The organism is Jannaschia seohaensis (genome assembly GCF_900116765.1).
In the GTDB taxonomy this organism is placed as follows: domain Bacteria; phylum Pseudomonadota; class Alphaproteobacteria; order Rhodobacterales; family Rhodobacteraceae; genus Jannaschia; species Jannaschia seohaensis.
The window spans coordinates 100,044-122,831 of sequence record NZ_UETC01000005.1 but is presented as its reverse complement, the minus strand read 5'-3'; the positions used below and the strand labels follow the sequence as shown (position 1 = coordinate 122,831).

23 protein-coding genes, 1 tRNA gene and 2 pseudogenes are annotated in these 22,788 nt (G+C 68.3%); 10 read left to right on the top strand and 16 right to left on the bottom strand.

The genetic code is table 11. The features are described from left to right. Window positions 1-23 precede the first annotated feature (23 nt). A complete protein-coding gene (locus DTQ71_RS12440) occupies window positions 24-2,609 on the top strand; it encodes a DUF4175 domain-containing protein (RefSeq protein ID WP_245947484.1) in 2,586 nt (861 codons plus the stop codon). Between the two features lie 15 nt (window positions 2,610-2,624). On the opposite strand, the gene DTQ71_RS12435 is transcribed toward DTQ71_RS12440, so the two are convergent. Then, window positions 2,625-3,242 carry a hypothetical protein gene (locus DTQ71_RS12435; protein WP_245947482.1) on the bottom strand — a complete coding sequence of 206 codons (618 nt, stop codon included), beginning with the start codon at window positions 3,240-3,242 and terminating at the stop codon, window positions 2,625-2,627. Window positions 3,243-3,464: 222 nt separating this feature from the next. Beyond that, window positions 3,465-3,563: pseudogene (locus tag DTQ71_RS24915) on the bottom strand (zinc-ribbon domain-containing protein); the annotation flags it as partial. 179 nt (window positions 3,564-3,742) lie between these two features. On the opposite strand from DTQ71_RS24915, the gene DTQ71_RS12430 reads away from it, so the two are divergent. The 5 genes from DTQ71_RS12430 to DTQ71_RS12410 all read left to right on the top strand — a co-directional run bounded on the left by DTQ71_RS12430 (window position 3,743) and on the right by DTQ71_RS12410 (window position 8,895). After that, on the top strand, window positions 3,743-4,423 hold the full coding sequence (locus tag DTQ71_RS12430) for a cell division ATP-binding protein FtsE (protein ID WP_109564815.1): 681 nt from the start codon (window positions 3,743-3,745) through the stop codon (window positions 4,421-4,423). A 5-nt stretch (window positions 4,424-4,428) separates the two neighbouring features. Next, a complete protein-coding gene (locus DTQ71_RS12425) occupies window positions 4,429-5,352 on the top strand; it encodes a cell division protein FtsX (protein WP_245947510.1) in 924 nt (307 codons plus the stop codon). An 18-nt stretch (window positions 5,353-5,370) separates the two neighbouring features. Further along, window positions 5,371-6,147: a lysophospholipid acyltransferase family protein gene (locus tag DTQ71_RS12420; protein ID WP_342768126.1), complete on the top strand. Its 777-nt coding sequence runs from the start codon at window positions 5,371-5,373 to the stop codon at window positions 6,145-6,147. Window positions 6,148-6,558: 411 nt separating this feature from the next. Then, a complete protein-coding gene (locus tag DTQ71_RS12415) occupies window positions 6,559-8,016 on the top strand; it encodes a cobyric acid synthase (RefSeq protein ID WP_109564613.1) in 1,458 nt (485 codons plus the stop codon). A 75-nt stretch (window positions 8,017-8,091) separates the two neighbouring features. Further along, a complete protein-coding gene (locus tag DTQ71_RS12410; RefSeq protein WP_109564612.1) occupies window positions 8,092-8,895 on the top strand; it encodes a lytic murein transglycosylase in 804 nt (267 codons plus the stop codon). 1,036 nt (window positions 8,896-9,931) lie between these two features. Here DTQ71_RS12410 and DTQ71_RS24315 read toward each other — a convergent pair. From DTQ71_RS24315 to DTQ71_RS12400, 4 genes are all read right to left on the bottom strand, one after another. Then, window positions 9,932-10,333, bottom strand: coding sequence for an amidohydrolase family protein (locus tag DTQ71_RS24315; RefSeq protein WP_245947481.1), 402 nt, complete (start codon window positions 10,331-10,333; stop codon window positions 9,932-9,934). 48 nt (window positions 10,334-10,381) lie between these two features. After that, the gene (locus DTQ71_RS24310; protein ID WP_245947479.1) at window positions 10,382-10,657 is read right to left on the bottom strand and encodes an amidohydrolase family protein; all 276 of its coding nucleotides are present in this window, start codon (window positions 10,655-10,657) and stop codon (window positions 10,382-10,384) included. A 195-nt stretch (window positions 10,658-10,852) separates the two neighbouring features. Further along, complete coding sequence (locus DTQ71_RS23500; protein ID WP_170125420.1) at window positions 10,853-11,011, bottom strand: hypothetical protein; 159 nt, start codon at window positions 11,009-11,011, stop codon at window positions 10,853-10,855. A gap of 624 nt (window positions 11,012-11,635) precedes the next feature. Next, complete coding sequence (locus tag DTQ71_RS12400) at window positions 11,636-11,926, bottom strand: PhnD/SsuA/transferrin family substrate-binding protein (RefSeq protein ID WP_109564611.1); 291 nt, start codon at window positions 11,924-11,926, stop codon at window positions 11,636-11,638. A 181-nt stretch (window positions 11,927-12,107) separates the two neighbouring features. On the opposite strand from DTQ71_RS12400, the gene DTQ71_RS24910 reads away from it, so the two are divergent. Beyond that, on the top strand, window positions 12,108-12,317 hold the full coding sequence (locus tag DTQ71_RS24910; protein WP_425452102.1) for a hypothetical protein: 210 nt from the start codon (window positions 12,108-12,110) through the stop codon (window positions 12,315-12,317). A gap of 129 nt (window positions 12,318-12,446) precedes the next feature. Here the strand turns inward: DTQ71_RS24910 and DTQ71_RS23495 are convergent, their stop codons facing one another. Next, window positions 12,447-12,719, bottom strand: coding sequence for an amidohydrolase family protein (locus DTQ71_RS23495; protein WP_170125415.1), 273 nt, complete (start codon window positions 12,717-12,719; stop codon window positions 12,447-12,449). Window positions 12,720-12,896: 177 nt separating this feature from the next. On the opposite strand from DTQ71_RS23495, the pseudogene DTQ71_RS12385 reads away from it, so the two are divergent. Beyond that, window positions 12,897-13,109: pseudogene (locus DTQ71_RS12385) on the top strand (IS66 family transposase); the annotation flags it as partial. Between the two features lie 162 nt (window positions 13,110-13,271). Here the strand turns inward: DTQ71_RS12385 and DTQ71_RS23175 are convergent. The 9 genes from DTQ71_RS23175 to DTQ71_RS12345 all read right to left on the bottom strand — a co-directional run bounded on the left by DTQ71_RS23175 (window position 13,272) and on the right by DTQ71_RS12345 (window position 21,648). After that, on the bottom strand, window positions 13,272-14,396 hold the full coding sequence (locus DTQ71_RS23175) for a hypothetical protein (protein WP_146204852.1): 1,125 nt from the start codon (window positions 14,394-14,396) through the stop codon (window positions 13,272-13,274). A 372-nt stretch (window positions 14,397-14,768) separates the two neighbouring features. Then, window positions 14,769-14,854, bottom strand: a tRNA-Leu gene (locus tag DTQ71_RS12380). A 41-nt stretch (window positions 14,855-14,895) separates the two neighbouring features. Beyond that, on the bottom strand, window positions 14,896-15,450 hold the full coding sequence (locus tag DTQ71_RS12375; RefSeq protein WP_109564609.1) for a tetratricopeptide repeat protein: 555 nt from the start codon (window positions 15,448-15,450) through the stop codon (window positions 14,896-14,898). A gap of 63 nt (window positions 15,451-15,513) precedes the next feature. Then, window positions 15,514-16,302, bottom strand: a complete 789-nt coding sequence (locus DTQ71_RS12370) for a trypsin-like serine peptidase (protein WP_170125419.1) — start codon at window positions 16,300-16,302, stop codon at window positions 15,514-15,516. A gap of 131 nt (window positions 16,303-16,433) precedes the next feature. Beyond that, window positions 16,434-17,282 carry a trypsin-like serine peptidase gene (locus DTQ71_RS12365; protein ID WP_170125418.1) on the bottom strand — a complete coding sequence of 283 codons (849 nt, stop codon included), beginning with the start codon at window positions 17,280-17,282 and terminating at the stop codon, window positions 16,434-16,436. Between the two features lie 60 nt (window positions 17,283-17,342). Then, window positions 17,343-18,737 carry a glycolate oxidase subunit GlcF gene (glcF, locus tag DTQ71_RS12360; RefSeq protein WP_109564606.1) on the bottom strand — a complete coding sequence of 465 codons (1,395 nt, stop codon included), beginning with the start codon at window positions 18,735-18,737 and terminating at the stop codon, window positions 17,343-17,345. 7 nt (window positions 18,738-18,744) lie between these two features. Continuing rightward, window positions 18,745-19,074: a hypothetical protein gene (locus tag DTQ71_RS12355; RefSeq protein ID WP_109564605.1), complete on the bottom strand. Its 330-nt coding sequence runs from the start codon at window positions 19,072-19,074 to the stop codon at window positions 18,745-18,747. Beyond that, window positions 19,071-20,162 (bottom strand): FAD-binding protein, encoded by a 1,092-nt coding sequence (locus DTQ71_RS12350; RefSeq protein WP_109564604.1) that lies wholly within the window; start codon window positions 20,160-20,162, stop codon window positions 19,071-19,073. Before DTQ71_RS12350 ends, DTQ71_RS12355 begins: the two co-directional genes overlap by 4 nt. A 52-nt stretch (window positions 20,163-20,214) precedes the next feature. Then, on the bottom strand, window positions 20,215-21,648 hold the full coding sequence (locus DTQ71_RS12345; protein WP_109564603.1) for an FAD-linked oxidase C-terminal domain-containing protein: 1,434 nt from the start codon (window positions 21,646-21,648) through the stop codon (window positions 20,215-20,217). 86 nt (window positions 21,649-21,734) lie between these two features. On the opposite strand from DTQ71_RS12345, the gene DTQ71_RS12340 reads away from it, so the two are divergent. Both DTQ71_RS12340 and DTQ71_RS12335 read left to right on the top strand, forming a co-directional pair. Next, window positions 21,735-22,424 carry a DUF599 domain-containing protein gene (locus DTQ71_RS12340; RefSeq protein ID WP_109564602.1) on the top strand — a complete coding sequence of 230 codons (690 nt, stop codon included), beginning with the start codon at window positions 21,735-21,737 and terminating at the stop codon, window positions 22,422-22,424. Window positions 22,425-22,427: 3 nt separating this feature from the next. Further along, window positions 22,428-22,772, top strand: coding sequence for a hypothetical protein (locus tag DTQ71_RS12335; RefSeq protein ID WP_109564601.1), 345 nt, complete (start codon window positions 22,428-22,430; stop codon window positions 22,770-22,772). Window positions 22,773-22,788 lie beyond the last annotated feature (16 nt).

Sequence of the window (22,788 nt, the reverse complement as noted above, 5' to 3'; positions counted from 1 at the left end):
GGGGTGACGGCAGGGAGACAGGCGTGACCGATCACCAGACCGACCCCGCGCTGCGGCGCAAACTGACGCTCACTCGCGCCGGTCTCTGGGCCGAGCGGATCACCCGGGCCTTCTGGCCGGCCTGGACGGTGGCGTTCGTCCTGCTGGCCATCTGGTCGCTGGAGGTGGTGCCGCCGCTCTGGTCGGGCAGTTTGCTGATCGCGATGGGCGCGGTGCTGCTGGTGACGCTGGGGATCGGGGTCCGGTCCTTTCGCGCTCCCACCGCGCAAGACGCCCGCGACCGCCTGGACGCGACCATGCCCGGCCGCCCTCTGGCGACGCTGGATGACCATCAGGCCGTCGGCGCGGGCGACGCCGCCTCCGAAGCGGTCTGGCAGGCGCATCGCCGCCGCATGGCCGCCCGGCTCGCCGGGGCGCGACCCGTGGCCCCCGACCTGCGCGTGTCCCGCCGCGACCCCTATGCCCTGCGCTACATGGCCTTGATGCTGGCCGCGATCGGGGTGCTTTTCGGCACCGTTTTGCGCGCGCCCGAGGCGCCGTTGCTGCCCGGCCCGGGCGGCCCGGCCCTCGCTTCCGGCCCGATCTGGGAAGGCTGGCTGGAGCCGCCGCGCCATACCGGCCTGCCCACGCTCAGCCTTGCCGAGATCGAGCCCGGTGCCGTGGAGGTGCCCGAAGGCACCCGTGTGACCCTGCGGCTCTATGGCGAAGTCGGCGCCCTCGCCGTGACCGAGACCGTGTCCGGCCGCGAGGTGACCGACCCATCCGCGCCGATCCAGGATTTCACCGTCACGCAATCCGGCACGCTGTCGATCTCCGAAGGCGGCGCGCAGGTCTCGCCGCTCTGGACGCTGACCGCCACGCCCGACACCGCGCCCAGTATCGCTCTGAACGGCGAGCCGGATTTCGAGCATCCCGACATGGTCGTGATGCCTTGGGCCGCGACCGACGATTACGGGATCGTCGCGGCGCAGGTGACCTTCGCGCTGAACCCCGACGGAGCCGAGCGCCGACATGGCCTCGCGATCGAGCCCGAGCCGATGGAACCGCTGACCCTCGACATGGCGCTGCCCATCTCGGGAAACCGGGGGCAGATCGCCGATTTCTTCCGCGCCGACATCACCGAACATCCGCTGGCCGGCATGCCGGTCACGGCCACGCTGGAGGCGACCGACGCCGCCGCACAGACGGGCCGGACGGTCGAGACCTTCATCCTGCCCGGCCGCGCCTTCTACGACACCGTCGCCGCCGCCCTGGTGGAGCAGCGGCGCGACCTGTTCTGGTCGCGCGAGAACCGCAGCCGCGTCGCCCGCATCCTGCGGGCCGTCACCTACAAGGCCGACGACATCTTCGACAATCCGTCCGCCTATCTGCTGGTCCGCATGGCGATCCGCCGGCTGGACGAAGGCCCGCTGACCCCTGAGGCGCGCGACGAGGTGGCGGAACTGCTCTGGCAGGCGGCGATCCGGCTGGAAGAGAACTCCCTCGACAGCGCGCTGGAGCGGCTGCGCCAAGCCCAGGACCGCCTGTCCGAGGCGATCCGCCAGGGCGCCTCCCCCGACGAGATCGCGCGCCTGACCGAGGAAATGCGCCGCGCGATGGACGACTACACCCGGCAGCTGGCCGAGCAAGGGCAGCAGGGCCAACAGCAGCAACAGGCCGGCAATGGCCAGTCCCAGGAAATCACGCCGGACATGCTGGACCAGATGATGCAGCGCATCGAGGAATTGATGGCGCAAGGCCGCATCGCCGAAGCGCAGGAGCTTCTGCGCCAGCTGCAAGAGATGATGGAGAACATGCAGGTCACCCAGGGCCAACCGGGCCAGGGCGGCCAGGGGCAGCCGGGCCAGGGTGAGCAGGCTATGGAAGAGCTGCGCGAACAGCTCCGCGAGCAGCAGGAGCTGTCCGACGAGGCGTTCCGCGACCTCCAGGAGCAATTCAACCCAGGTCAGCAAGGCCAGCAGGGTCAGCAGGGTCAGCAGCAGGGCCAGAACCAGGGCCAGGGACAGCAGAACGGCCAGCAGCAAGGCCAGAGCCAGCAAGGCCAGGAACAGGCGGATGGCCAGGGCGGAGATGCGCAGGAGGGCTTGGGCGACGGCGACCGGGGTGCGGCACGCAGCCTGGCCGAACGGCAGGAACAGCTCCGCCGTGGCGTCGAGAACCTGCGGAACAACCTGCCGGGTCAAGGCACCGAGGCCGGGGATGCGGCCCGCGATGCGCTGGGACGGGCCGAGCGCGCTATGCGCGAGGCGGAGCGCGATCTCGCGGACGGCAATCTGGGCGGCGCGCTCGACGATCAGGCCCAGGCCATGGACGCCCTGCGCGACGGCATGCAGGAGCTGGGGCGTGCCCTGGCCGATGCGCGGCCCGACGGCCAGCAGATGCAGCAGGGCCAGGCCGGTCAGGAAGAGGGCCAGGGCTTCCGCCGCGACCCGCTGGGCCGCCGCTCCGGCGAGGGCGGGCAGCTGGGCACGGAGGAACAGATGCTCGGCGGCGCCGAAGCCGCCCGCCGTGCGCGCGAGCTGCTCGACGAGATCCGCCGCCGCTCCGGCGAGCGCGAACGCCCCGAAATCGAGCTGGACTACCTGCGGCGCCTGCTGGACCGGTTCTGACCGGTCCGGCCCGGGCTATTGTTCCGGGAGAATGCGCGCCGCCAGAGCGTCGACCCGCTGTTCGAGGGCGATACGGCCGGAATCGACCGTCGCAACATAGCTCGACAGAGGCGCGTCGAGTTGAGGCACCGCCTCGCCCAATGGAGTCGCGAAGAGATAGATCGCCACCGCGATGCCCACGAGGATCATGATCGCCGTGAAGCCGAGGCTGAAGCCGGACTTGCCTTCGCCGGGGCGGGTCGCGGGGATCTCTCCCACAGGCTCGGAGTCGTCGGGTTCGGCCGTCTCCAGCGCCCGCGCGTCGGGCCGCAAGGAGGAATTGATCTCCTCGATATCAGGCAGAAGATCGCGGCGGGCCTGACGCCGCTCCCCTTCGCTCTGACGCTTCGGCGTCGCTGGCTGGTCCGCCTGCCCCGCCTCGGATGGCGCGCTCGCCATCTCCCGCAGGGTGCGGGCGATGGCCGCGCTGACGTCGTCTTCCACGACCGGCACCGGCGCGCGATCGTCATCGTCCTCGGGGGCTTCGGCGGGCGCCTCTTCGGTCACGGTGCGGGCCCGGGCAACCGACGCCGCCGCCGCCACCCGCGCCCGTTCGGTCGCGGCGGCGCTTCGCGGGGCGTCTTCCGCGGTCATTACAGCCGCTTCGGCCGGACTCGTGGGCCGCAGATAAGACGCATGGCGGGAGCGTCGACGTTCCGCCGCGCGCACCCGCGCCTCATGCGCCCGTTCCTGACGGAGAATGTCCAAGGTTGCTTCATCGGCCAAGGCGCGGCGCGCGGGTGGGGCCGAGGGCGCCGCCGGTCCCGGCTCCGGCTGCGCCGGCGCTTCCGATCCGGGCCGCATCTGCATCCAGACCGTCGCGCAATCGGAGCACTGCACCTCGCGCCCCTCCGGAGGGATCATCTCCTCGGGGATGTCGTATTGGGCGCTGCAATTGGGGCAGGTCAGGCGCATAAGGGCGACGCGAATCTCGGGCTTTATCCAGGAAAGAGTAGCGGATACCGCGCCTGATCGTCCACCTGCTGTCAACCCCGCGCGGCCCAAGAGCCTGGCCGCCCGGACCCGGATGCATGGATTGCACCGGATTCCCGCTTCGGGCAGAACGCGGCGGTGCGGCGAAAGGAATGGCGATCGTGATCGATCTGAGGGCAGCGGGGTATTCCTATGGCGGCAGCGCCGGCGCGCTGTCGGGCATCGACCTGTCGCTGCCTGCAGGGTCGTTCCACTTCCTCACCGGCCCCTCCGGCGCGGGCAAGACGACGCTGCTGAAGCTCTGCTACGGGGAGTTGAAGCCCAGCGAGGGCCAAGTCGCTCTCTTCGGCAAGGACAGCCGGATGCTCAGCCGCGACGGGCTGGCCCTGGTGCGCCAGCGGATCGGCGTCGTGCATCAGGATTGCCGCTTTCTGGACCACCTGACCCTCGCAGAGAACCTCGCCCTGCCCCTGCTGGTCGCGGGGCGCGACCCGGCCCGCGAAACCGAGAGCCTGTCGCAACTGATGAGCTGGGTCGGGCTGAGCCACCGCGCGACCGCCTATCCGCCGGCGCTTTCGGGCGGGGAGCGGCAGCGTGCCGCCCTGGCCCGCGCCGTCATCATGGACCCGGACGTGATCATCGCGGACGAGCCCACCGGCAATGTCGACTGGGAGATGTCCCAGCGCCTGCTGACCCTGCTGGGCGAGTTGAACCGGCTGGGCAAGACGGTCCTGCTGGCCACCCATGACCTGGCCCTGATCCGGGCGGCGAAACCGCTCGTGCAGGCGCGGGTGCTGCGGCTGGCGGATGGCCGGGTGCAAGCGGCGGGAACCGAGCTGTGACCCGACTGCGCCCGCTCCTCGACGCGCTGCGCCAGCGCCTCGCCGATCTGGCCGAACTCGCCCTGGGCGACCGCGCCTCGGACCGGGTCGTGCCGCCCACCGGGCATACCGTCTGGCTGACGGTGCTGAGCGCGGCGGCGATGGCCTTCCTCGCGGTCTTCGCGCTGGCCCTGACCCAGGCCACGGGGCGGTTGGCCGATGCCTGGGCCGAGGATCTGGCGCAGTCCATGACGATCCGACTCGCCGCGCCCGCCGCCGAGGCCGACGCGCAACAGGCGGCGGTGCTCGCCATCCTGGCCGAGACGCCTGGCGTGGCTTCGGCCCGCGCCCTAACGCCCGCCGAACAGGCCGCCCTGCTGGAGCCCTGGCTGGGCCCGGACCTTCCGCTGGACCGCCTGCCCCTGCCCCGGCTCATCGACCTGGTGGGCGGCGAGGATCTGGACGTGGAGGGCCTGCGCCTGAGGCTCGCCGGAGAGGTGCCCGGCGCCGTCCTGGACGACCACACCGACTGGCGCGCGCCGCTGGTCGCGGCGGCGGACCGGCTGCGGATGCTGGGCTGGCTGGCGCTGGTGCTGATCGCGGGGGTGATGGGGGCGGTCGTGTCCCTGGCCGCGCAAGCGGCGCTCGCGGCCAATGCCGAGGTCATCCGCGTCCTACGCCTGATCGGCGCGCGGGATTTCTATGTCGCCCGCGCCTTCACGCGCCGCGTCACGCTGCGCGCGCTGGCCGGCGCGGCGGGCGGCACGGTGCTGGGGATGATCGCCGTGACCCTGCTGCCGTCCGAGCCCGCGACGGGCGGCTTTCTCACCTATCTCGGGTTTTCGGGGGCGGGCTGGCTTGCCCCGATCCTCGTGCCCCTCTTCGCCGGCCTCGCGGCCTTCCTCGCCACGCGCCGGGCGGCTCTTCGCGCGCTGGCACGTTTCGAATAGGATCGTCCCACGATGCAAATGCTCCGATCCCTGATCTTCAATGCGCTGATGTATGTCTGGATGGGCATCGTCGGCCTCGCCGGGCTGCCGGCGCTCGCCGTCTCCGCCGACGCGACCCGGCGGGTGATGAGCTTCTACGCCCGCTCGACCGTAAAGATGCTGGCGGTGATGACGGGCCTGCGTACCGAGGTGCGGGGCACGCCGCCCGAGAGCGGTGCGCTCGTGGCGTCCAAGCACCAGTCCTTCCTCGACGTGCTGGTGCTCTGGGCGGCGGTGCCCCGGCCGTTCTTCGTCATGAAGTCGATCCTGCGCTTCGCGCCGATGCTGGGCCAATACGCGTTGCGGGCCGGGTGCATCCCGGTGGAGCGCGGCAAACGGGGCGAGGCGATCAGGAAGATGCTGGCCGAGATCCGCTCCGGCAAACGCGCCGACGGGCAGTTGCTGATCTATCCTCAGGGCACCCGCGTCCCGCCCGGAACGAGCGCGCCCTACAAGATCGGCACCTTTGCGATGTACGAACAGCTCGGACAGCCCTGCTATCCGGTGGCCACCAATGTCGGCCTGTTCTGGCCCAAGCGCGGGGTGACCCGCCGCCGCGGCCTGGGCGTGCTGGAATTCCTGGAGCCGATCCCACCCGGTCTCGACCGGGCGACCTTCATGGCGGTGTTGGAGCAACGGATCGAGGGCGGATCCAACCGGCTGATGGAAGAGGCGGGGTTTCCGGTGCCGCCGATGCCCCATCTCCACGGCGATCCGGTGGTCGAGGCCGCCCGGGCGGCGGCGCGCAAGAAATAGGCCCGGGCGATTTTCGAGGGGAGCCGCGCGGCGATCGGCAGCCGCGCGGCTCCACGGACCATCGCAGCGGCGCTTGGCCCGAGGCCAGGGTCCGGGCAAGTCCGCCTCCCGGTGCGGCGGGCCGAAGGCGGCGAGATCGAAAAGTCGATCGGCGGAGCGTGTTCGTGCCCAGCGGCGCCCGGGTCAGCTAGGCATCGCGGCGCCTGGCCGGGAGCACGCTCGGACGGGGGCATCGAGCCCCCCTCCGAGCGGCGCTGGCGCGCGGCGCCCTGGTCCACCAGTCCGGATCCGGTCGAGAGCGCGGAGGGGGCTCTGCCCCCGCTTCGCTCCCCCGGAGTATTTCCGGCCAGAAGACGGGGGTGGTTGACGCGCGTCGCCGCGCCCCGGAGAGACGGCGCAGGAGGTGCGGCGATGGCGCGAGCGATCATGATGCAGGGCGCGGGGTCCAATGTCGGCAAGTCGCTGCTGGTGGCGGGGCTCTGCCGTCACTTCGCGCGCGCGGGGCTGCGGGTGCGGCCCTTCAAGCCGCAGAACATGTCGAACAACGCCGCCGTCACCGAAGACGGGGGCGAGATCGGGCGGGCGCAGGCGTTGCAGGCGATGGCCTGCGGGGTGGCGCCGCGCGTGGACATGAACCCGGTTCTGTTGAAGCCTGAGTCGGAAACGGGATCGCAGGTGGTGGTGCGCGGACAGCGGGTGGCGACCGTGCGGGCGCGGGACTACGCGGCGTTGAAGCCGCGGCTGCTGGGCGACTGTCTGGAGAGTTTCCGGCGCCTGGCGCGGGATGCCGACCTCGTGATCGTCGAGGGCGCCGGCAGCCCGGCCGAGATCAATCTGCGCGCCGGCGACATCGCCAATATGGGCTTCGCCGAGGCGGCCGGTCTGCCGGTGATCCTCGCGGGGGATATCGACCGCGGGGGCGTCATCGCGCAGCTGGTCGGCACGCAGGCGGTCCTGGACCCTGGCGACGCGGCGCGGATCGTGGGGTTCCTGGTCAACAAGTTCCGAGGCGACGTGACCCTTTTCGACGAGGGCATGCGGCAGATCGCGGACCGGACGGGCTGGCCCCCCCTGGGTATCGTGTCCTGGTTCGACGGCGCGCATCGCCTGCCGGCCGAAGACATTCTCGACATCCGCTCGACGCCAAGAGCCGAGGGCTTCCGCATCGCCGTGCCCCGGCTGGGCCGGATCGCCAATTTCGACGATCTCGACCCGCTTGCGGCGGAGCCGGGCGTGTCGCTCGACATCGTCGCGCCGGGCCGCCCCCTGCCCGTCTGCGACCTGGTGCTGATCCCGGGCTCCAAGACCACCATCGCCGATCTGGACGCGTTCCGGGCGGAGGGATGGGATATCGACCTCGCCGCCCATGTCCGGCGGGGCGGGCATGTGCTGGGGATCTGCGGCGGCTATCAGATGCTGGGACGGAGTATCGCGGACCCGGAGGGATTGGAGGGGCCCGCCCGGACCGTGCCGGGGCTGGGGCATCTGGCGGTCGACACGGTGATGCGGCCGCGCAAGCATCTGGCGCGGGTCACGGCGCGGGATCTGGGGTCGGGCGCCGAGGTGTCCGGCTATGAGATCCATCTGGGCGAGACCACCGGCCCCGACACCGCGCGCGGCTGGCTGGAGCGGAACGGCGTGCGTGTGGGTGCCGAAAGCGCCGACGGGCGGGTGCGCGGCTGCTACGTGCACGGGCTCTTTGCCGGAGATGCCTTCCGCGCCGCCGCGCTCGCGCGGCTGGGCGCGGCGCCAGGGGAGGTGAGCTATGGCGCGGGGGTCGAGGCGGCGCTGGACGATTTGGCGGATCATCTGGCGCGAGCGCTCGACTGCGACCGCATCCACGCCCTCGCGGGCGATGTCATCGCATAACGATTGCCGCGCCATCTCCGTCTGTTACCCTATCGCCAACAGACCAGACCGTCATACAGACCGGAGACCGCAGCCATGCGACCGACCCTTTTCAGATCCTTGGCCTTTGCCCTCGGCCTCGCGGCCACGCCGGCGCTTGCCGCGCAATGCGGCAACGACGCCAGCGGATGGGAGCGCTGGAAGCAGCAATTCGCCCAAGAGGCCGCGGCGGCGGGGATCGGCCAGCCGGGCTTGCAGGCGCTGGCGGGCGCCAGCTACGCTAGGCGCACCATCGCCGCCGATCGCAACCAGAAAGGCGTCCGCTATGCGCTGGACGACTTCATCCGCATCCGCCTGGGGTCCATCGACGGGTTCGCGGCGCAGGCGACGCGGCGGCTGGACCAGAACCGGGCGTTCTTCAATTCGTTGGAGCAACGCTATGGGGTGCCCGCGGGCATCTTGCTGGCGATCCACGGGATGGAGACCGGCTTCGGCCGCAACATGGGGTCGGAGAACGTCGTCTCGTCGATCCTGACGGTGGCCTATGATTGCCGCCGCTCGGAGTTCTTCACGCCCCACGCGCTGGCCGCGCTGCGGATGGTGGACCGGGGGATGCTGTCACCCAGTCAGTCGGGCGCCGCCCACGGAGAGCTCGGGCATACGCAGTTCCTGCCGGGCAACGCGATGCGCTATGGGGCCGACGGGAATGGCGACGGGCGGGTCGATTTCTACAACATGGCCGATGCCATGGCCTCCACCGCCAACTTCCTGCGGCAAAAGGGCTGGCAGCCGGGACAGCCCTTCCAGGAGGGGACGCCCAATTTCCGCGTGCTCAACGAGTGGAACGCGGCGACGGTGTATCAACAGGCCATCGCCCTATCCGCGGCGAAGATCAACTGACGGTGGGGGGCCCTCGGGGGCCGTCTGATCCGGACCCGGAGAGGCCCGGCCCCGCCTCGCTCGCGATTGGCGAGGCGTTGCCTCGGTCGTGACCGCACAGCGGGGTCGCCGCATCGTCCCTTTGGAGAAGCCTTTAGCGTCCCCCTTGCCGCTTGCCTGGCGGCATACTGGGCTTCTAGGGAGCGACATCGCCGGGGTCTCAGCCTGCCACGCCCGGCGTCGCGGGCGGCCCGGAGCCCTTCGGGCTGTCACCAGTCACCCGGGGCTCCTGCCCTAGATGCGGAGCGACGCCGCGGGCGCTCGACCCCGATCGGTTGCTCTCGATCCTCTCGCGAGGGCCCTGGCGGCGCAGGTGCCGACCATTCTCGATAACCCTCCAACTCTCCGCCTCCCCCACACGCGCGGGCATCTGAATGCGGTCCAGCCACCGCGACGGATCGTCCGGAACACGGAACACCTCTTTCCGGAGCCAGAGGTAAGGGGGCCGTGCAGGCCCATCCGGCCCGCCGCAGCCGTCAGCCAAGATCGGCCAGGCACGATGCGCGGCGATCACACGGCAGTCGGGCACCGAGCGTCACGGCGCGCCTCTGTCTGTCGCTTGGGCTCGGGATCGTTCGGTGTGCCTGGAGGCCCAATCGGGGATGGCGATCATCCAGGCGGTCGGCCCAAGAATGCCGTGCGGCCCTGGAGCGAGGCGCAGAGGATCGCCGGCCCTGCCCCCTTGGCCAGTCGAGCAGCACCAAATCCGCGCACATGCCAGAGGAAATCAGCGACCAGAGGGCCAGCCGATCCGCCCGCTTCTCCGCATCCAGCCGCGCCACGGCGGCCAGCATCGCGGGGTAGAAGTAATCCGAAGCCAACGCATCGCAGAGCCCCGCCTCGACCATGCCCCTCGCCGCGAGCGAGCCGATATGGCTGCCCCCGCGCGCCGCGTTTGGCGCGCCTAAGACGATCGTGTCGCCCCCCTTCCTGCGCGGCCTGGTCGGCTTCCAAGGGCCATCGGGAACTCGGCGGTCTGGGCGCCGATGGCGCGGAATCAGGCGCGCGTCTCGGCCCTCGTGTCGTCATGGCTCAGCATCGGCGCCCCATGGGCCCTGCCCATGGCGGCGACCCGCGCGACGAGCTCCGGCACCTCGGCGCGCCTGTCCCAGACGGTTCGGAGGCGCGCGAGATATTCGTCCTCGGTCTGGCCGGAGCGTTTGGCATGGCCCGCCCTGCGCTGCCGCAGCCGGTCGTAATCGAGCGCGGCGGCGGTGAAGTCTGGGCCGCGTTCGAAGGCCCGCATCGTCAGCGATGTGTGGTCATTGAAGGCGATCCACGGCGTTAGCGGGTCTTGTAGCGCCCAGGCCATCGTCTCCGCCGCTTCCGGATAGGCGATGCTTTCCCAGCGGCGCTGAACGCGGTTCTCCACCAGGAAGCGCGGCGCCAGCGCCCGCATCGCTTCGATCAGGGCGCGCCCGCGCGACGCCGCGCGCAGGCCCGCCTCCTAGCCGAGCGTAATCGCGAGATATGCGGTGGCGATGGCGTTGGCCGCAAGTTGCCGGTCCGTGTCGAGCGCCGCGACGTCGTGCGGGAAATAGGTGCCCGGCCGCGGCATGACCTGCCGCTCGAACGCATCGCCATGGAGATCGATGACGGCCGGGGCCAGGATGCGGCCGCTCGCGTCGACGATTTCCCCCTGCGCGGACCCCTGCGCCGGTCCGCCGATCTCGGCGATCTGGTCCGGCAGGCAGACGGTCGCGCCTTGGAACGTGCGGGTCATGCGCGACCTGCTGTCGGGACGGTCCGATCCGCGTTCTGGGAGGGCTCGGGCCGCTCCGCCCTTGGGTCGGTTCCTGTCGAGCGCTGGTCGTCTTCATCGCGGCTCACCGAAGATGCTCGGGTGCGCCTTGCCCGAGATTTGTTCGAGTGCGATGACACGGGGCTTCGCTCCGGCAAAGCGCCCCGCGAGGGCGCCTCACAGGATCAGCAAGGCAACGCCCCCGACGAAGCGAAAGATGGGCAGGCTGAACGCGACGCGGCTCCGCGACGACGCGAAGGACAGAAGGAACCCGCCGACCACGCCCTGCACCGTCGCCATGAAGGCGATGAGGATCGTCTTCAGCCGCAGGCGCATCCATTTGTCGAAGCGCCAGAACCACGCCCGCGATATCGGCGAAGAAGCTCTCCCACCGAGTCAAGGGGACCGTCTTTTCGACATATTCGGTCAGGCGCGGAATGCCGGCCGAGATGCTCCAACGGCATTCGCGCGCGCCGTCCGGCATCGTGACTTGGGTGACCTTGAAGGAGTCGCCAAGCAGGGCCGTGACATAGAAGACGATCACAAACAGCCCCGTCTCAATCAGCCAGGCGCGCGGCGGCAGCGGTCGGCGAAATCGGCCTCGAACCGAGCGATCCGGGCCGAGGGCGGGGCGCCTCGGACAGGGACGGATCAGCGAAAGCGGTCACGTCGGCCCCCTTGGGGCGGCAAGCAGGGCACGAGGGTGTCTCCCGCGCCCTGCCCGGCGTCTCAGCCCCGGCGCTCGTCGCGCAGCCAAGCGCCCATGTTGATGATCCACTCGTGGCGTTGATGGTCGACGCGGGTGACACCCAGATCCGCGTTCGGATCCTCGGCACTCCAGGAGGAATTGAGCTTGAAGCCATCTGGGGCGGCCTCGGGAAACGCCTTGATGGCGGTGGTGATGTCCTCGATCAGCGCGGCCGGCAGGTTCGCGCGGAAGGTCCAGAGGCCAGAGGTGATCTAGGCGCTGTCGCAGATCTTGAAGATCTCGCCGGCGGCAATCGCGCTCTTGTCTTCCATGCGCTGATAGACGCCGTTGGCCTCGTTATCCTGATAGGTCGCTGCGGTGTCGGAGGTGCCGTTGAAGACGCAGGAGAGGGTCGCCTCATGGGAGCCAGACAAGGGGACGGTGCCGAAGAACTCCTCGGGCACCAGGCCGACGCGCTCCACCATGTTGAAAGAAAAGCACGGCATAGCCGAGGTGCTATCGGGGTCGGCGATGGTGTGGATCAAGCCCTGGGCGTCGTCCAAGGGTGTCGATGCCGCTGTCGCAGCGGGCCACTATGATCGAATAGTAGCCAGTCTTGCCGTCCTGCTTGAGCGTGTTCAGCGTCGGGATGAGTCCGCCATGGGTCGCCGTTTAGGCCGTCGCACAGGAGGAGGAGCCGAGACGACCGATCTGGACGTTGGTCCGCCCGGGCGGTCGACGAGGTTGAACTACTGGAAGATCATCGTGCAGTCGCGCCGCCAATTCCGCAGCGCCCGGCCCATCAGCGTCGTGATCTCGGTCTCGCCAAACGGACTCGACCCCGAACTGGGGGCGATGAGCCGGTTGACGACGCAGAGCAGGGTGGACTTACCGGCGCCGGAGTGGCCGATCACGCCGACGAACTATCGGGATGTGATCGACAGCGACACCTGATCGACCGCGCGGGTGTCAGCGAAATGGCGCGAGACCGAGCTGAGGATCAGGGCTGAGCTCATGGCGATTCATCCGAATGAATTCCTTGAACCGACCATCTGCTTTGGACGTAACAGCTCACGGACCCGTTCATGATACTTTCTTAAAGGGCGCCCGCGCGGGCTGGCTCGCAAGGCTCAGGTCGAGCGTGTCGATGTGGTGGATGACCTCGCTTTCGGAGAGGGTGAGGACAGCGCGCCCCGCCCGATCCGTCACGAACAGGTCCGCCCGCTCGCCCGCCCGCAGCACGCCGAGATCGGCGAGGCCCAGGGCCCGCGCCGGATTGGACGAGACCAGCCGCCCGGCGCCCTCCAAGCCATCGGGATCGGCGGACGCCAGGGCTTGGAGCGCGGCCGGCGTCATGCCTGGCCTGTAGCTCTCCTCAACAATCCGGACCTTCTCGGCATCCGTCCAACGGCGACGGCGCCCCATGTCGGAAACCGGCAAAACCTGAATGCGGGGGGTGTCTTCGTGTGCGTCCATAAGGACGCCGGTAACCCGCAAGACAGCATCCCCACCAGACGGCCCTCGGCGCATGCTTACGACGAGGCGCTCTTGCGCATCGCGGCACTTTACAAGCTTCGGGATGCAATTCGTGGGTCCGACCCGGACCACCGCCGGGCTGTCCGGCAGGAGATGTCCCGACCATTGGTCGATGAATTCTTCACCTGGCTGAAGGCGCAGGCCGCCCGCCTCTCGCGCAAGTCGGACCTCGGCGAGGCAATGGCCTACATGCTGAAGCGTCAGGACGGATCAAGTCCAATGAACGTGCTATTCTGCATCTGGTCTCTCCCCCATTCTTGAGGCTTGGCGCCCGCCAACCGGGCGCAACCCTCGAACGAAGAATGCTGCGGGAGAGGCCACCAACCCAGTCAGTTCAGGGCCCGATCATGGGGTCTAGACATCTCCTCAGCTTCAACCAACGCGAGCATTGTATTTAACGATCACGTCGTTAAGGAGCTGTACCCAACGGACATCACCATATCTCTCGCGAGCTACACGTAAGATGTCTTCAAGGTAATCGCGCTGGATATTGTTCCTTACTTTGATGAGGCTGATCTGCTCGTCGGTTACATCACAAGGGAAAGCCGACGGCAAGCTAAGCCCACAAGCGCGAAAATTCAAAATTGTACGAATGCACTTTTCACATTTCCCGCAATTTCTCCCTGTCTTTGGCCCCTCCCAACACACACGGACATTATTAACCGCGGCTTTCCAGCTTGAAAGGTGCATCACCTTGGTAGTTCTCGTGTAGGCCGAGCCGTCTGTCTCGATTGAAAAATTGGAGTTCGAGAGAAGGTGGTTCGTCAAGGGCGTGGAACCCCAAGGAAATTGCAGATTTGTATAGGGCTCATCCCCCGCGATCAGGCCGTGTTGGTATCGTTGGCTAAACAGGTGCAAGCATGCAGCAAGCGCTAAGCCATGCGCGAGTTCCCAATTCTTCATTATTGTTCTTACGTTCGTGCGAACAACGGCGACTTCAACCCCTGTCCCTTCCAACATCTGCTCTGCAGCCGCTCGAGCAACGTCGAATGGCTCCTGTTTTCCCAGCGAAAAGTCAAATCCATGAGCGAGGATCGCGACTTTTAAGTCTCTATGACGATACCCCGGCTTTTTGAAAATTTGCCTGTAGGCGGCGAAGCTAGCATCCACGCCGCCTGAAAAAGTCATAACCGCTTCATTGGTTGAGTGCTTTGGTACAATATCCAGTTCTTGGTCCGCACGAATATCAACTACGGTTAGCTGTGGGGCCCACATGTTAAAGGCCCTTTGAAACTCATCCAGGTTGTGAACGAGCTGCCTCGATATTGGCGCCTTGATGAAGATATCTCTTTTGTACAGCATCGCGTTAAACAGAACGCTTAGCAGTGCCCAATCCGCTGTAGGGAGTGAAGCGCCAGCCCCCTCAGACGTCGTCTCAAAAAACACATTTCTCTTGGTGACCAGCCGGTCTCCGTCAAAATATTCCGAAACAAATTCGCGTCTCTTGACCCCCGCTCGCAAAGACTCGCTCGGCCATACAACTACCCGCCGCTTCATGAACTGACTAAATCCTGCATGTACCCTACATTCCCCAAGTGGCATGTCGTTTGACGGCTAGATCCCCTAAATCTGGCCGAGTGACAACCGTTTTTCGCTCCGACCGGCGGCAGCGGATCATGATCCACGCCAATTCCGCGGACGAGCGTCAGGTGGTCTGAGATAACGGATCGGAACATGGCGGAGAACCTCATGCTGGTGGGGGTGCATGCTCAGAGCGTCCGTCGCCGGGCGTGTCACCAGCGCATTGCAGCGGTTGCAGAGCCAAGCCCCAGGACAGTCTACACGTTGACTGGCAGCCATGAGGCACCCAGAGACCGTTCGCCCCCGGAGCGCCAAGGCGGCGCAGCAAAAATCCCTTAACGATTTCAATGGTGCAGGCGGCGGGACTCGAACCCGCATGGGCTGGGCCCGGCGGATTTTAAGTCCGCTGTGTCTACCGATTCCACCACGCCTGCACGGCCTCCGTGCCTAGGGTCGCGCAAGCGGGCTGGCAAGCCTAGAGGTCGATCCCGTCGCGCAGCGGCTCGGCGGGCATGTCCAGAAGGCGCCGCTCGGACAGCCAGGGGTTCAGCGCCACAGCCTCGCGGATGGCGTCCTGCCCCTCGGCCACCCGGCCCATGGAGATCAGCGTCAACCCCTTGCCCGCGATGGCGGCGACGTGGCGCGGACGCAGCGCGATGGCGCGGTCGAGATCGGGCAGCGCCGCCGCGAAATCGGAGCGCAGGAAATTGGCGAAGGCCCGCTGGTTGTAGCCCTCGGCATAGTTCGGACAGTATTCGATGAGCGCGTCGAAGGCGGCGATCGCCCCTAGAAAATCATAGGAACTGCGCCGGGACATACCCTCATCCAGCAGCTCCTGCGCCCGACGGTCGGGGGCCCGCAGCCATTGCTCCCACATGGCGTTGGAGAGGGGCCGCGCAGCCATCTCGTTCTCCACCTCGCCGATCTGTGCGATCAGCGCGTCCATCTCGGCGGAGATGTCGGGCGCGGGCGGGCACTCGGCCAAGACGGGAGAAGCGGCGAACAGGGCGGCGAGGATCGGTCGGAGCATGCGCGGAATGGTGGCGCGCCCTGCCCCAGGGTCAAGCCGTCAAGCCGTCAAGCCGTCAAGCCGTCACTGGGTCGCGCGCGTGTCGATCGTCTCCCCCGGCGCGATCCCCTGCTCGACCGGCGTGAAGGCCGGCGTCTGCGCGAACTCCGCCAGCAAGGCACTCAATTCGCCCTCCATCACGGCGGCCAGGGCGACCGGGCGGCCCTCCCAGACGGCCTTGGCCGAGATCACCGAGACGATGCGGATCTCGCCGTCGAAATTGGCGAAGACCGGCGCTCCGGAGGAGCCGAAATCCGCCTCGCAAGACAGAACGAGAATCTCTTCGTCGCGGGTGAGAATCTCGCAGGCCTCCTCGCGCGAGGGCGCGTCGGCACGGGATTTGGCATAGCTGACGACCTGGACCTCCTGCCCGGACCCCACCCGGAACTGGGTGCGGAAGGGGCGGACATGGCCGTCGCGGATCGGGCGGTCCAATTCGAGCAGAGCCACGTCGGAGCCGACGCGCCCCAGCCGATCCGGATCCGCGAAATCGTAGTCGGGATGGATCACGATGCGGCGGATGCCCCGCGCGGCCTCGGCCCGGCCAAAGCGCAGGCCGGCCTGGAACTCGATCTCGTCCGCGGGCACGGCCAGATCGGTGCCTTTGTCATAGAGGCAATGGGCCGCCGTCAGCACGATATCGGAGGTCAGCATCGCGGCGGTGCAAAACCCGGCCGCCCCGAAATTGAGCCGGCCCACCGCCTCCCAGCCGCGATTCTCGTCGGCGGTCGACAGCGTCCGCAGGCCCTCGGACGAGACCGGCGAAGAAAGAAAGAGAAACGCGCCGAGCGTGGCGATCGTGATCTTGCTCAAGGTCGTTCGCATGCCTTGCCCCCTGTCTGTCTTTTCCCCTGACTAGGGAGCGAAGGCGGCAGGAGCGGGCCGCGATTGTTACCAGTGTTGGAAACTTTCAGGGCGCGGACGGCGGCATTGTCGCCAGATCTTCACTGGCCCGGACGCAGGAACCGGATCTGGCCGCTCGCGCCGCTCCGGTTGCCGGGGCGCAGGAGGCGCGGCCCCGAGGGGGCCGCGACCGCCGCTCTCGCAGGCGCGCTCCACCCCGTCGGCGAGGATTGGAACGCGCTGAGAAGGATGGGCATCGCATCGGTCACAGTGACGGCATAGGTTGCAGGCGCCCCGTCATATGTGCCGATGGCCGAAACCACCGAGACGACGCGCAACCCGGCCGAGGTCGACACGAAGACCGGAGAGCCGGACGCGCCGAAGGTCGCCTGGCAATCGAGCACGATCACCCGGTCCTGCCGGTCCAGAACCGAGCAGTCCGCCTCCCGCGAGGAGGTATCGTCACGCCCGCGCGCATAGCTGACGACCTGCACACCCTGCCCCCGGTCCAGCGTCCGGCCCGTGGGCAGCGGTGGGATCGACCAATAGTCGATCGGCCGGTCGAGCTCCAACAGGGCCAGATCCGAGGCGACGATGTCGCGGGAGGGATCGACGCTATAGGTATAATCCGGGTGGATGGAGATGCGGCGCACCCCCCGCTCGCCCTTGGCGCGGCCCTGACGCAGACCGGCGAGGAAGGTCAGATCCGAGGGCGCGCGCGCCGTCCCGGCCTCATCGACGACGCAATGCGCCGCCGTCAGCACCAGATCCCGGGCGATCAGCGTGCCGGTGCAAAAGCCCCTTTCGCGGGCACCGACATAGTCGATGCGCCCGACCGCCTCAAAGCCGAAGATCTCCGCCTCCGTCTCCAGCGCCTGAAGCCCCTCGGCGGCGGCTGACACGCAGGACAGGCAGAGGCACAACCCGAAAGCGAGAAGGAGATTTCGCATCGACACTGTCCAGGAAACGGGCATCTGCCTCGTTCGATGACAGGCCGATATGGCGCGAGGTCAGCGCAATTGTGGCACCGGCGGGGCAGACTGGCCCCCGCGCGCGATCGCAGGAGGCACGGGACCGCCCGTCGCCCAGTCCAGAAGCTCGACGGTATGGACGATCGGCACCTCCGTGCCCGAACCGATCTGCATCATACAGCCGATATTGCCGGCGGCGATGACGTCCGGCTGCCGCGCCTCCAGGGTGGCGACCTTGCGGCGTTTCAGCTCCTGGCTGATCTCCGGCTGCATCAGATTGTAGGTGCCCGCGCTGCCGCAGCAGAGATGCGGGTCTTTGGGCTCCAGCACGGTGAAGCCCGCGCGCTTGAGCAGCTCCTTCGGCGCGCCCTTGATCTGCTGGCCGTGTTGAAGCGAGCAGGCGGCGTGGTAGGCGACATGCAGGGGCCCCGCCCCCGCGTCCTCCGGCACGCGCCCCGTCGGCACGCCGCCCACGCCGTCCCGGGCGGGGCGCGGCGGCGTCTGGAACGGGTGGTCCTTGGGCAGAAGCTCCAGCAGCACTTCCGAGACATCCTTGGCCAGGGCGCTCACCCGCGCGGCGTCCTCGGCCAGCGGATCGTTACGGAACATATGCCCGTAATCCTTGACCGTCGTGCCGCAGCCCGAGGTGTTGATCACGATCGCGTCCAGCCCCGCGCCATCCGCCTCCTTCACCCAGGCCTTGATGTTCTTCGCGGCGAAGGCGTGGCTGTCGTCGGTCTTGCCCATGTGATGGGTCAGCGCCCCGCAGCAGCCCGCGCCCTCGGCCACCACGACCTCGGCCCCCAGCCGCGTCAGCAGCCGGATGGTCGCGTCGTTGATGTCGGTGTTCAGCGCCTTCTGCGCGCAGCCCGTCATCAGCGCGACACGAACCTTCTTGTCCTTGGCGGGGAAGGTCTGCGGGTCGTCGTTGCGGCTCACCGGCGGGATGGTCTTGGGCGCCATGGCCAGCATCGCCTTGAGCCGCGCGTCGGGCATCGCCCAGGCAAAGGGCCGTCCGATCTTCGCGCCCAGCAGCGCCAGCCGGAAGCGGTACGGATAGGGCAGGATCTGCGCCAGCGTCCAGCGCAGCAGCCTGTCCATCAGGGGCCGCTTGTAGGTCTTTTCGATATGCTCCCGCGCGTGGTCGACGAGGTGCATGTAATGCACGCCCGAGGGGCAGGTCGTCATGCAGGCGAGGCAGGAGAGGCAGCGGTCGATATGCTTGACCGTCTTGGCATCCGCCGGCCGGTCGTTCTCCAGCATGTCCTTGATGAGGTAGATGCGGCCACGGGGGCTGTCGAGCTCATCGCCCAGCACCTGATAGGTCGGGCACGTCGCCGTGCAGAACCCGCAATGCACGCAGGACCGAAGGATCTCGTTGGAGCGGGCGGTCTGCGGATCGGCGAGCTGTTCGGGTGTGAAGGTGGTCTGCATGGAAACCTCAGATCGGAAGGCGTGGCACCAGCTCGATCGCGGGGATCGGGAGGCACGCGAGAACGAAGGCCGCGACGGCGCGCGGCACCGCGTCGGACACGAAACGGAAGGAGTAGAAGGCCCCGGCCAGGCCCAGCGTCGCGGCAGCCAGGATCAGCGCGAACATCCCCGGCGCGCCTCCGCCGACCGAAACGGCGACGGCCAGCAGGCCCGAAGCGACCAGCAGCGCGGCCAGGGCGATGCTGTCGCCCAGGAGCGGCGCGCGAGCCGCGCAGAGCCGCAGCACCAGGGCCTGCCGCATCAGGACAGCCACAGAGAAGGCTGGCGGGAAGGTCATGCCTCGGCGGCGCCGGACAGGATACCACGCGGATCGAATTTCGCCCGAATGCCTTGGGTCAGCGCCGCCAGCGCGGGCGCCTCGGGCGGCAGCGCCCCCGGCCCCTGCCCCCGGACGCGCGTCGCGTGCCCCGGCACACCGTCGAGCCGCGCGCGCAGGTCCGTCCCCGCCGGCAGCCGCAGCCACACGAGCCCGCCGCCCCAGTCGAGCAGCGCCGCCTGCGCCTGGGCCCGCGCGACGACCTGCGGCGCATGGCTCGCGCGGACATGGACGCGCCAGACATCGCCCTCGCCGAGCATCGCCTCCGCATCCCGCACGGCCCGCCATACGGTGTCGGACTCATTCGGGTCCAACCGCTCCGCCGCTCCGAAGGGGGCCAGCACCCGCGCCAGTTCCCCGGCGCGATAATCGACGGAGCCCTCCAGCCCCTCGATCCGGAGCCAGGTCTTTCCCGCCGCCGGATCATGCGCCGCGCCCGTCACTTCGAAGGGCGACGACAGCCCCGCCGCCATGGCGCGCACCGCGTCTTCGACCGAGAGCCCATCCAGCACGAGCGTCGCTTGCATCGCCGCCGCCGGCAGCACCTTGAAGCTCACCTCGGTGAGCACTCCCAGCGTCCCCAGCGACCCGGCGAGCAGCTTGACGAGATCATAGCCGGTGACGTTCTTCATCACCCGGCCGCCATTCTTGACGATGGCCCCCGTTCCGTCGACGAAGCGCACCCCAATGAGCGAGTCGCGGCAGGCGCCCGCCTGCACCCGGCGCGGGCCGGAGACGTTCATCGCCACGGCGCCGCCGATGGTCGGCACCCCCTCGGTGCCCAGCAACAAGCGATGGTCCATCGGCTCGAACGGCAGCCGCTGGTTCTCGGCCGCCAGCGCCGCCTCGATCTCGGCCATGGGCGTGCCCGCCCGCGCCACCAGCGTCAGCGCGCCCGGTTCATAGAGCGTGATGCCCGTCAGACCGGCAGTGGTCACCGCCTCGCCGGCCCCCGGCACATGTCGCGTGGCTCCGCCGCGCAGGCTGAGCGGCCCGTTGGCCCCGCGCACGATCTCGGCCATCTGCTGCTCGGATTCGGGTCGAAGCACGGCCCCCTCCTTCTTTCCTGTAAAAATATCCCCGCCGGAGGCTCCCGCCCCCTCAGCCCGCGCGCCGCTCCTGGGTGACGCTCAACGGAAAGACCTTGGCGGGGTTCAACAGCCATTTCGGGTCAAGCACATCCTTGACGCGCATCTGCGCCTCCATGTCCTCGGGCGCGAACTGATGGGTCATCAGATCCCGCTTCTCGATGCCCACGCCATGCTCGCCGGTCAGGCACCCGCCGACCTCGACGCAAAGCTTCAGGATCTCGGCGCCCAACGCCTCGCAGGTTTCCAACTGACCCGGGGTGTTGGCGTCATACATGATCAGCGGATGCATGTTGCCGTCCCCCGCGTGGAAGACATTGCCCACGGCCAGCCCATATTCCTTCGACAGCCGGTCGATGCCGCCGAGCACCCGGGGCAGCTCGCTGACGGGAATGGTTCCGTCCAGGCACATGTAGTCGCTGATCCGCCCCGTCGCGCCGAAGGCCGATTTGCGGCCCAGCCAGATCTTGGCGCTCTCGTCCTCGCCCTGGCTGCGACGCAGCTCGACCGGGTCGTGGCGGCGGGCGATCTCTTCGATCAGCGCCAGCTGCTCCTCGATCTCGTCCTCGGAGCCCTCGACCTCGACGATCAGCAGCGCCTCGCAATCGGGATAGCCCGCCTTGGCGTAATCCTCGACGATGCGGATGATGATCCGGTCCATGAACTCGATGGCCACCGGCAGGACGCCCGCCTTGATGATGTCGGCCACACAGGCCCCCGCCACCTCCAGCGAATCGTAGCCGATCAGCACGGGGCGCGCGCCTTCGGGCTTGGGCAGGATGCGCAGGGTGGCTTCGGTGACGATGCCCAGCTGCCCCTCCGAGCCGCAGATCACGCCCAGCAGGTCCAGCCCGCCCGCGTCCATATGCGCGCCGCCGATCTCGACCACGGTGCCGTCCATCTGCACCAGCGTCACGCCAAGCAGGTTGTTGGTCGTCACCCCGTATTTGAGGCAATGCGCCCCGCCCGAATTCATCGCGATATTGCCCGCGATGGCGCAGGCCAGCTGCGAGGACGGGTCGGGTGCGTAGAAGAAGCCGTCCGCTTCCACCGCGCCGGTGACCGACAGGTTCGTGCGGCCGGTCTGCACCCGGATGATGCGATCGTCGTAATCGGTCTCAAGCACATCCGTCAGGCGCGACACGCCAAGGATGACGCTATCGGCCGTCGGCAACGCCCCGCCGGCCAGCGACGTGCCAGAGCCGCGGGGGACGACAGGCACGTCCATTTCGTGGCAGATGCGGAGCACGTCCGACACCTCCTGCGTCGACCGGGGCAGCACCGCGGCCAGCGGAGGACAGCGATAAGCGGTCAGCGCGTCGCACTCGTATGCGCGGGTTTCCTCAACATCGGAGATGACCGCGTCCTCGGGCAGCACCGTCAGCAAGCGGGAAATCAGCTCCGCCTTGCGATCGAGCACGAAGGGATCGGGCTTTGGCATTTCCATCGGACGGCCTCCCTAGTCTGGATTGGTAAAATAATATAACCAATTTCTCCGAAGGCAAGGCGGGACTGCCCTGATAAGGGTGCGGCATGCTCGCCGTTCTGCCCGTCCCCCTGACCCCGCCCGACCTGCTTGCCCTTGCCGTGCTGCTCCTGGCTTGGATCGGGAGCGGCTGGGTGATCGAGCATCCGCCCCCCGGGCGGGCCTCGGTCACGCGGCTGATGCAGGCCTATCGCCGGGACTGGATGGTGGAGATGACCACCCGCCAGCCCCGCATCTTCGACGCGACCATCCTGGCCAGCCTGCGCCAGGGCACGACCTTCCTGACCTCGGCGGCGATGATCTCGGTCGGCGGCGTGCTGGCGCTGGCCGGAAACGCGGAGCGGCTGGACGGCTTGGCCATGGGCGTGGGCCTCGACGCCCCGCCGGAGGAAGTCCTGCAACTGCGCCTCGCCGTCGTCGCGCTGCTGCTGGTCTACGGCGCGTTCAAATTCGTCTGGTCGAACCGCCTGTTCGGCTATTGCGCCGTGGTCATGGCCTCCGTGCCCAACGACCCGTCGGACCCGCGCACCCTGCCCCGGGCCGGACAGGCGGCGGAGTTGAACGTACGCGCGGCACTGAATTTCAATCGCGGGCTCCGGGCGGTCTATTTCGCCTTCGCGGCGCTGGGCTGGCTGCTGGGCCCCTGGGGCCTGCTGGCGGCCGTCGCGGTGACGGTCTGGACGGTGCTGTCACGGGAATTTGCATCGACCTCCCGGGGCGTCCTGATGGAGGATTGAGCCATGCGCTACGCACTCCCTTTCCTCCTTTTCGCCATGCCGGCCCTGGCCGATGCGCCCATCGTCGAAGGCGCGACGGCACGACAAGTCCCGAGCGGCTGGACCTTCTCCGTCACCGTCAGCCATCCCGATTCGGGGTGGGAGCATTATGCCGATGGCTGGTCGGTCTTCTCCCCCGACGGCACCGAGCTGGGCCACCGCAAGCTGCTCCATCCTCACGAGACGGAGCAACCTTTTACCCGGTCGCTGAGTGGCGTCGCCGTGCCCGAGGGCGTGATGGACGTGACCCTGCGCGCCCATGACAGCGTGCATGGCTGGGGTGCGCCCTTCACCCTCCCGCTGCGCTGAGCCACCGGGTGCGGAA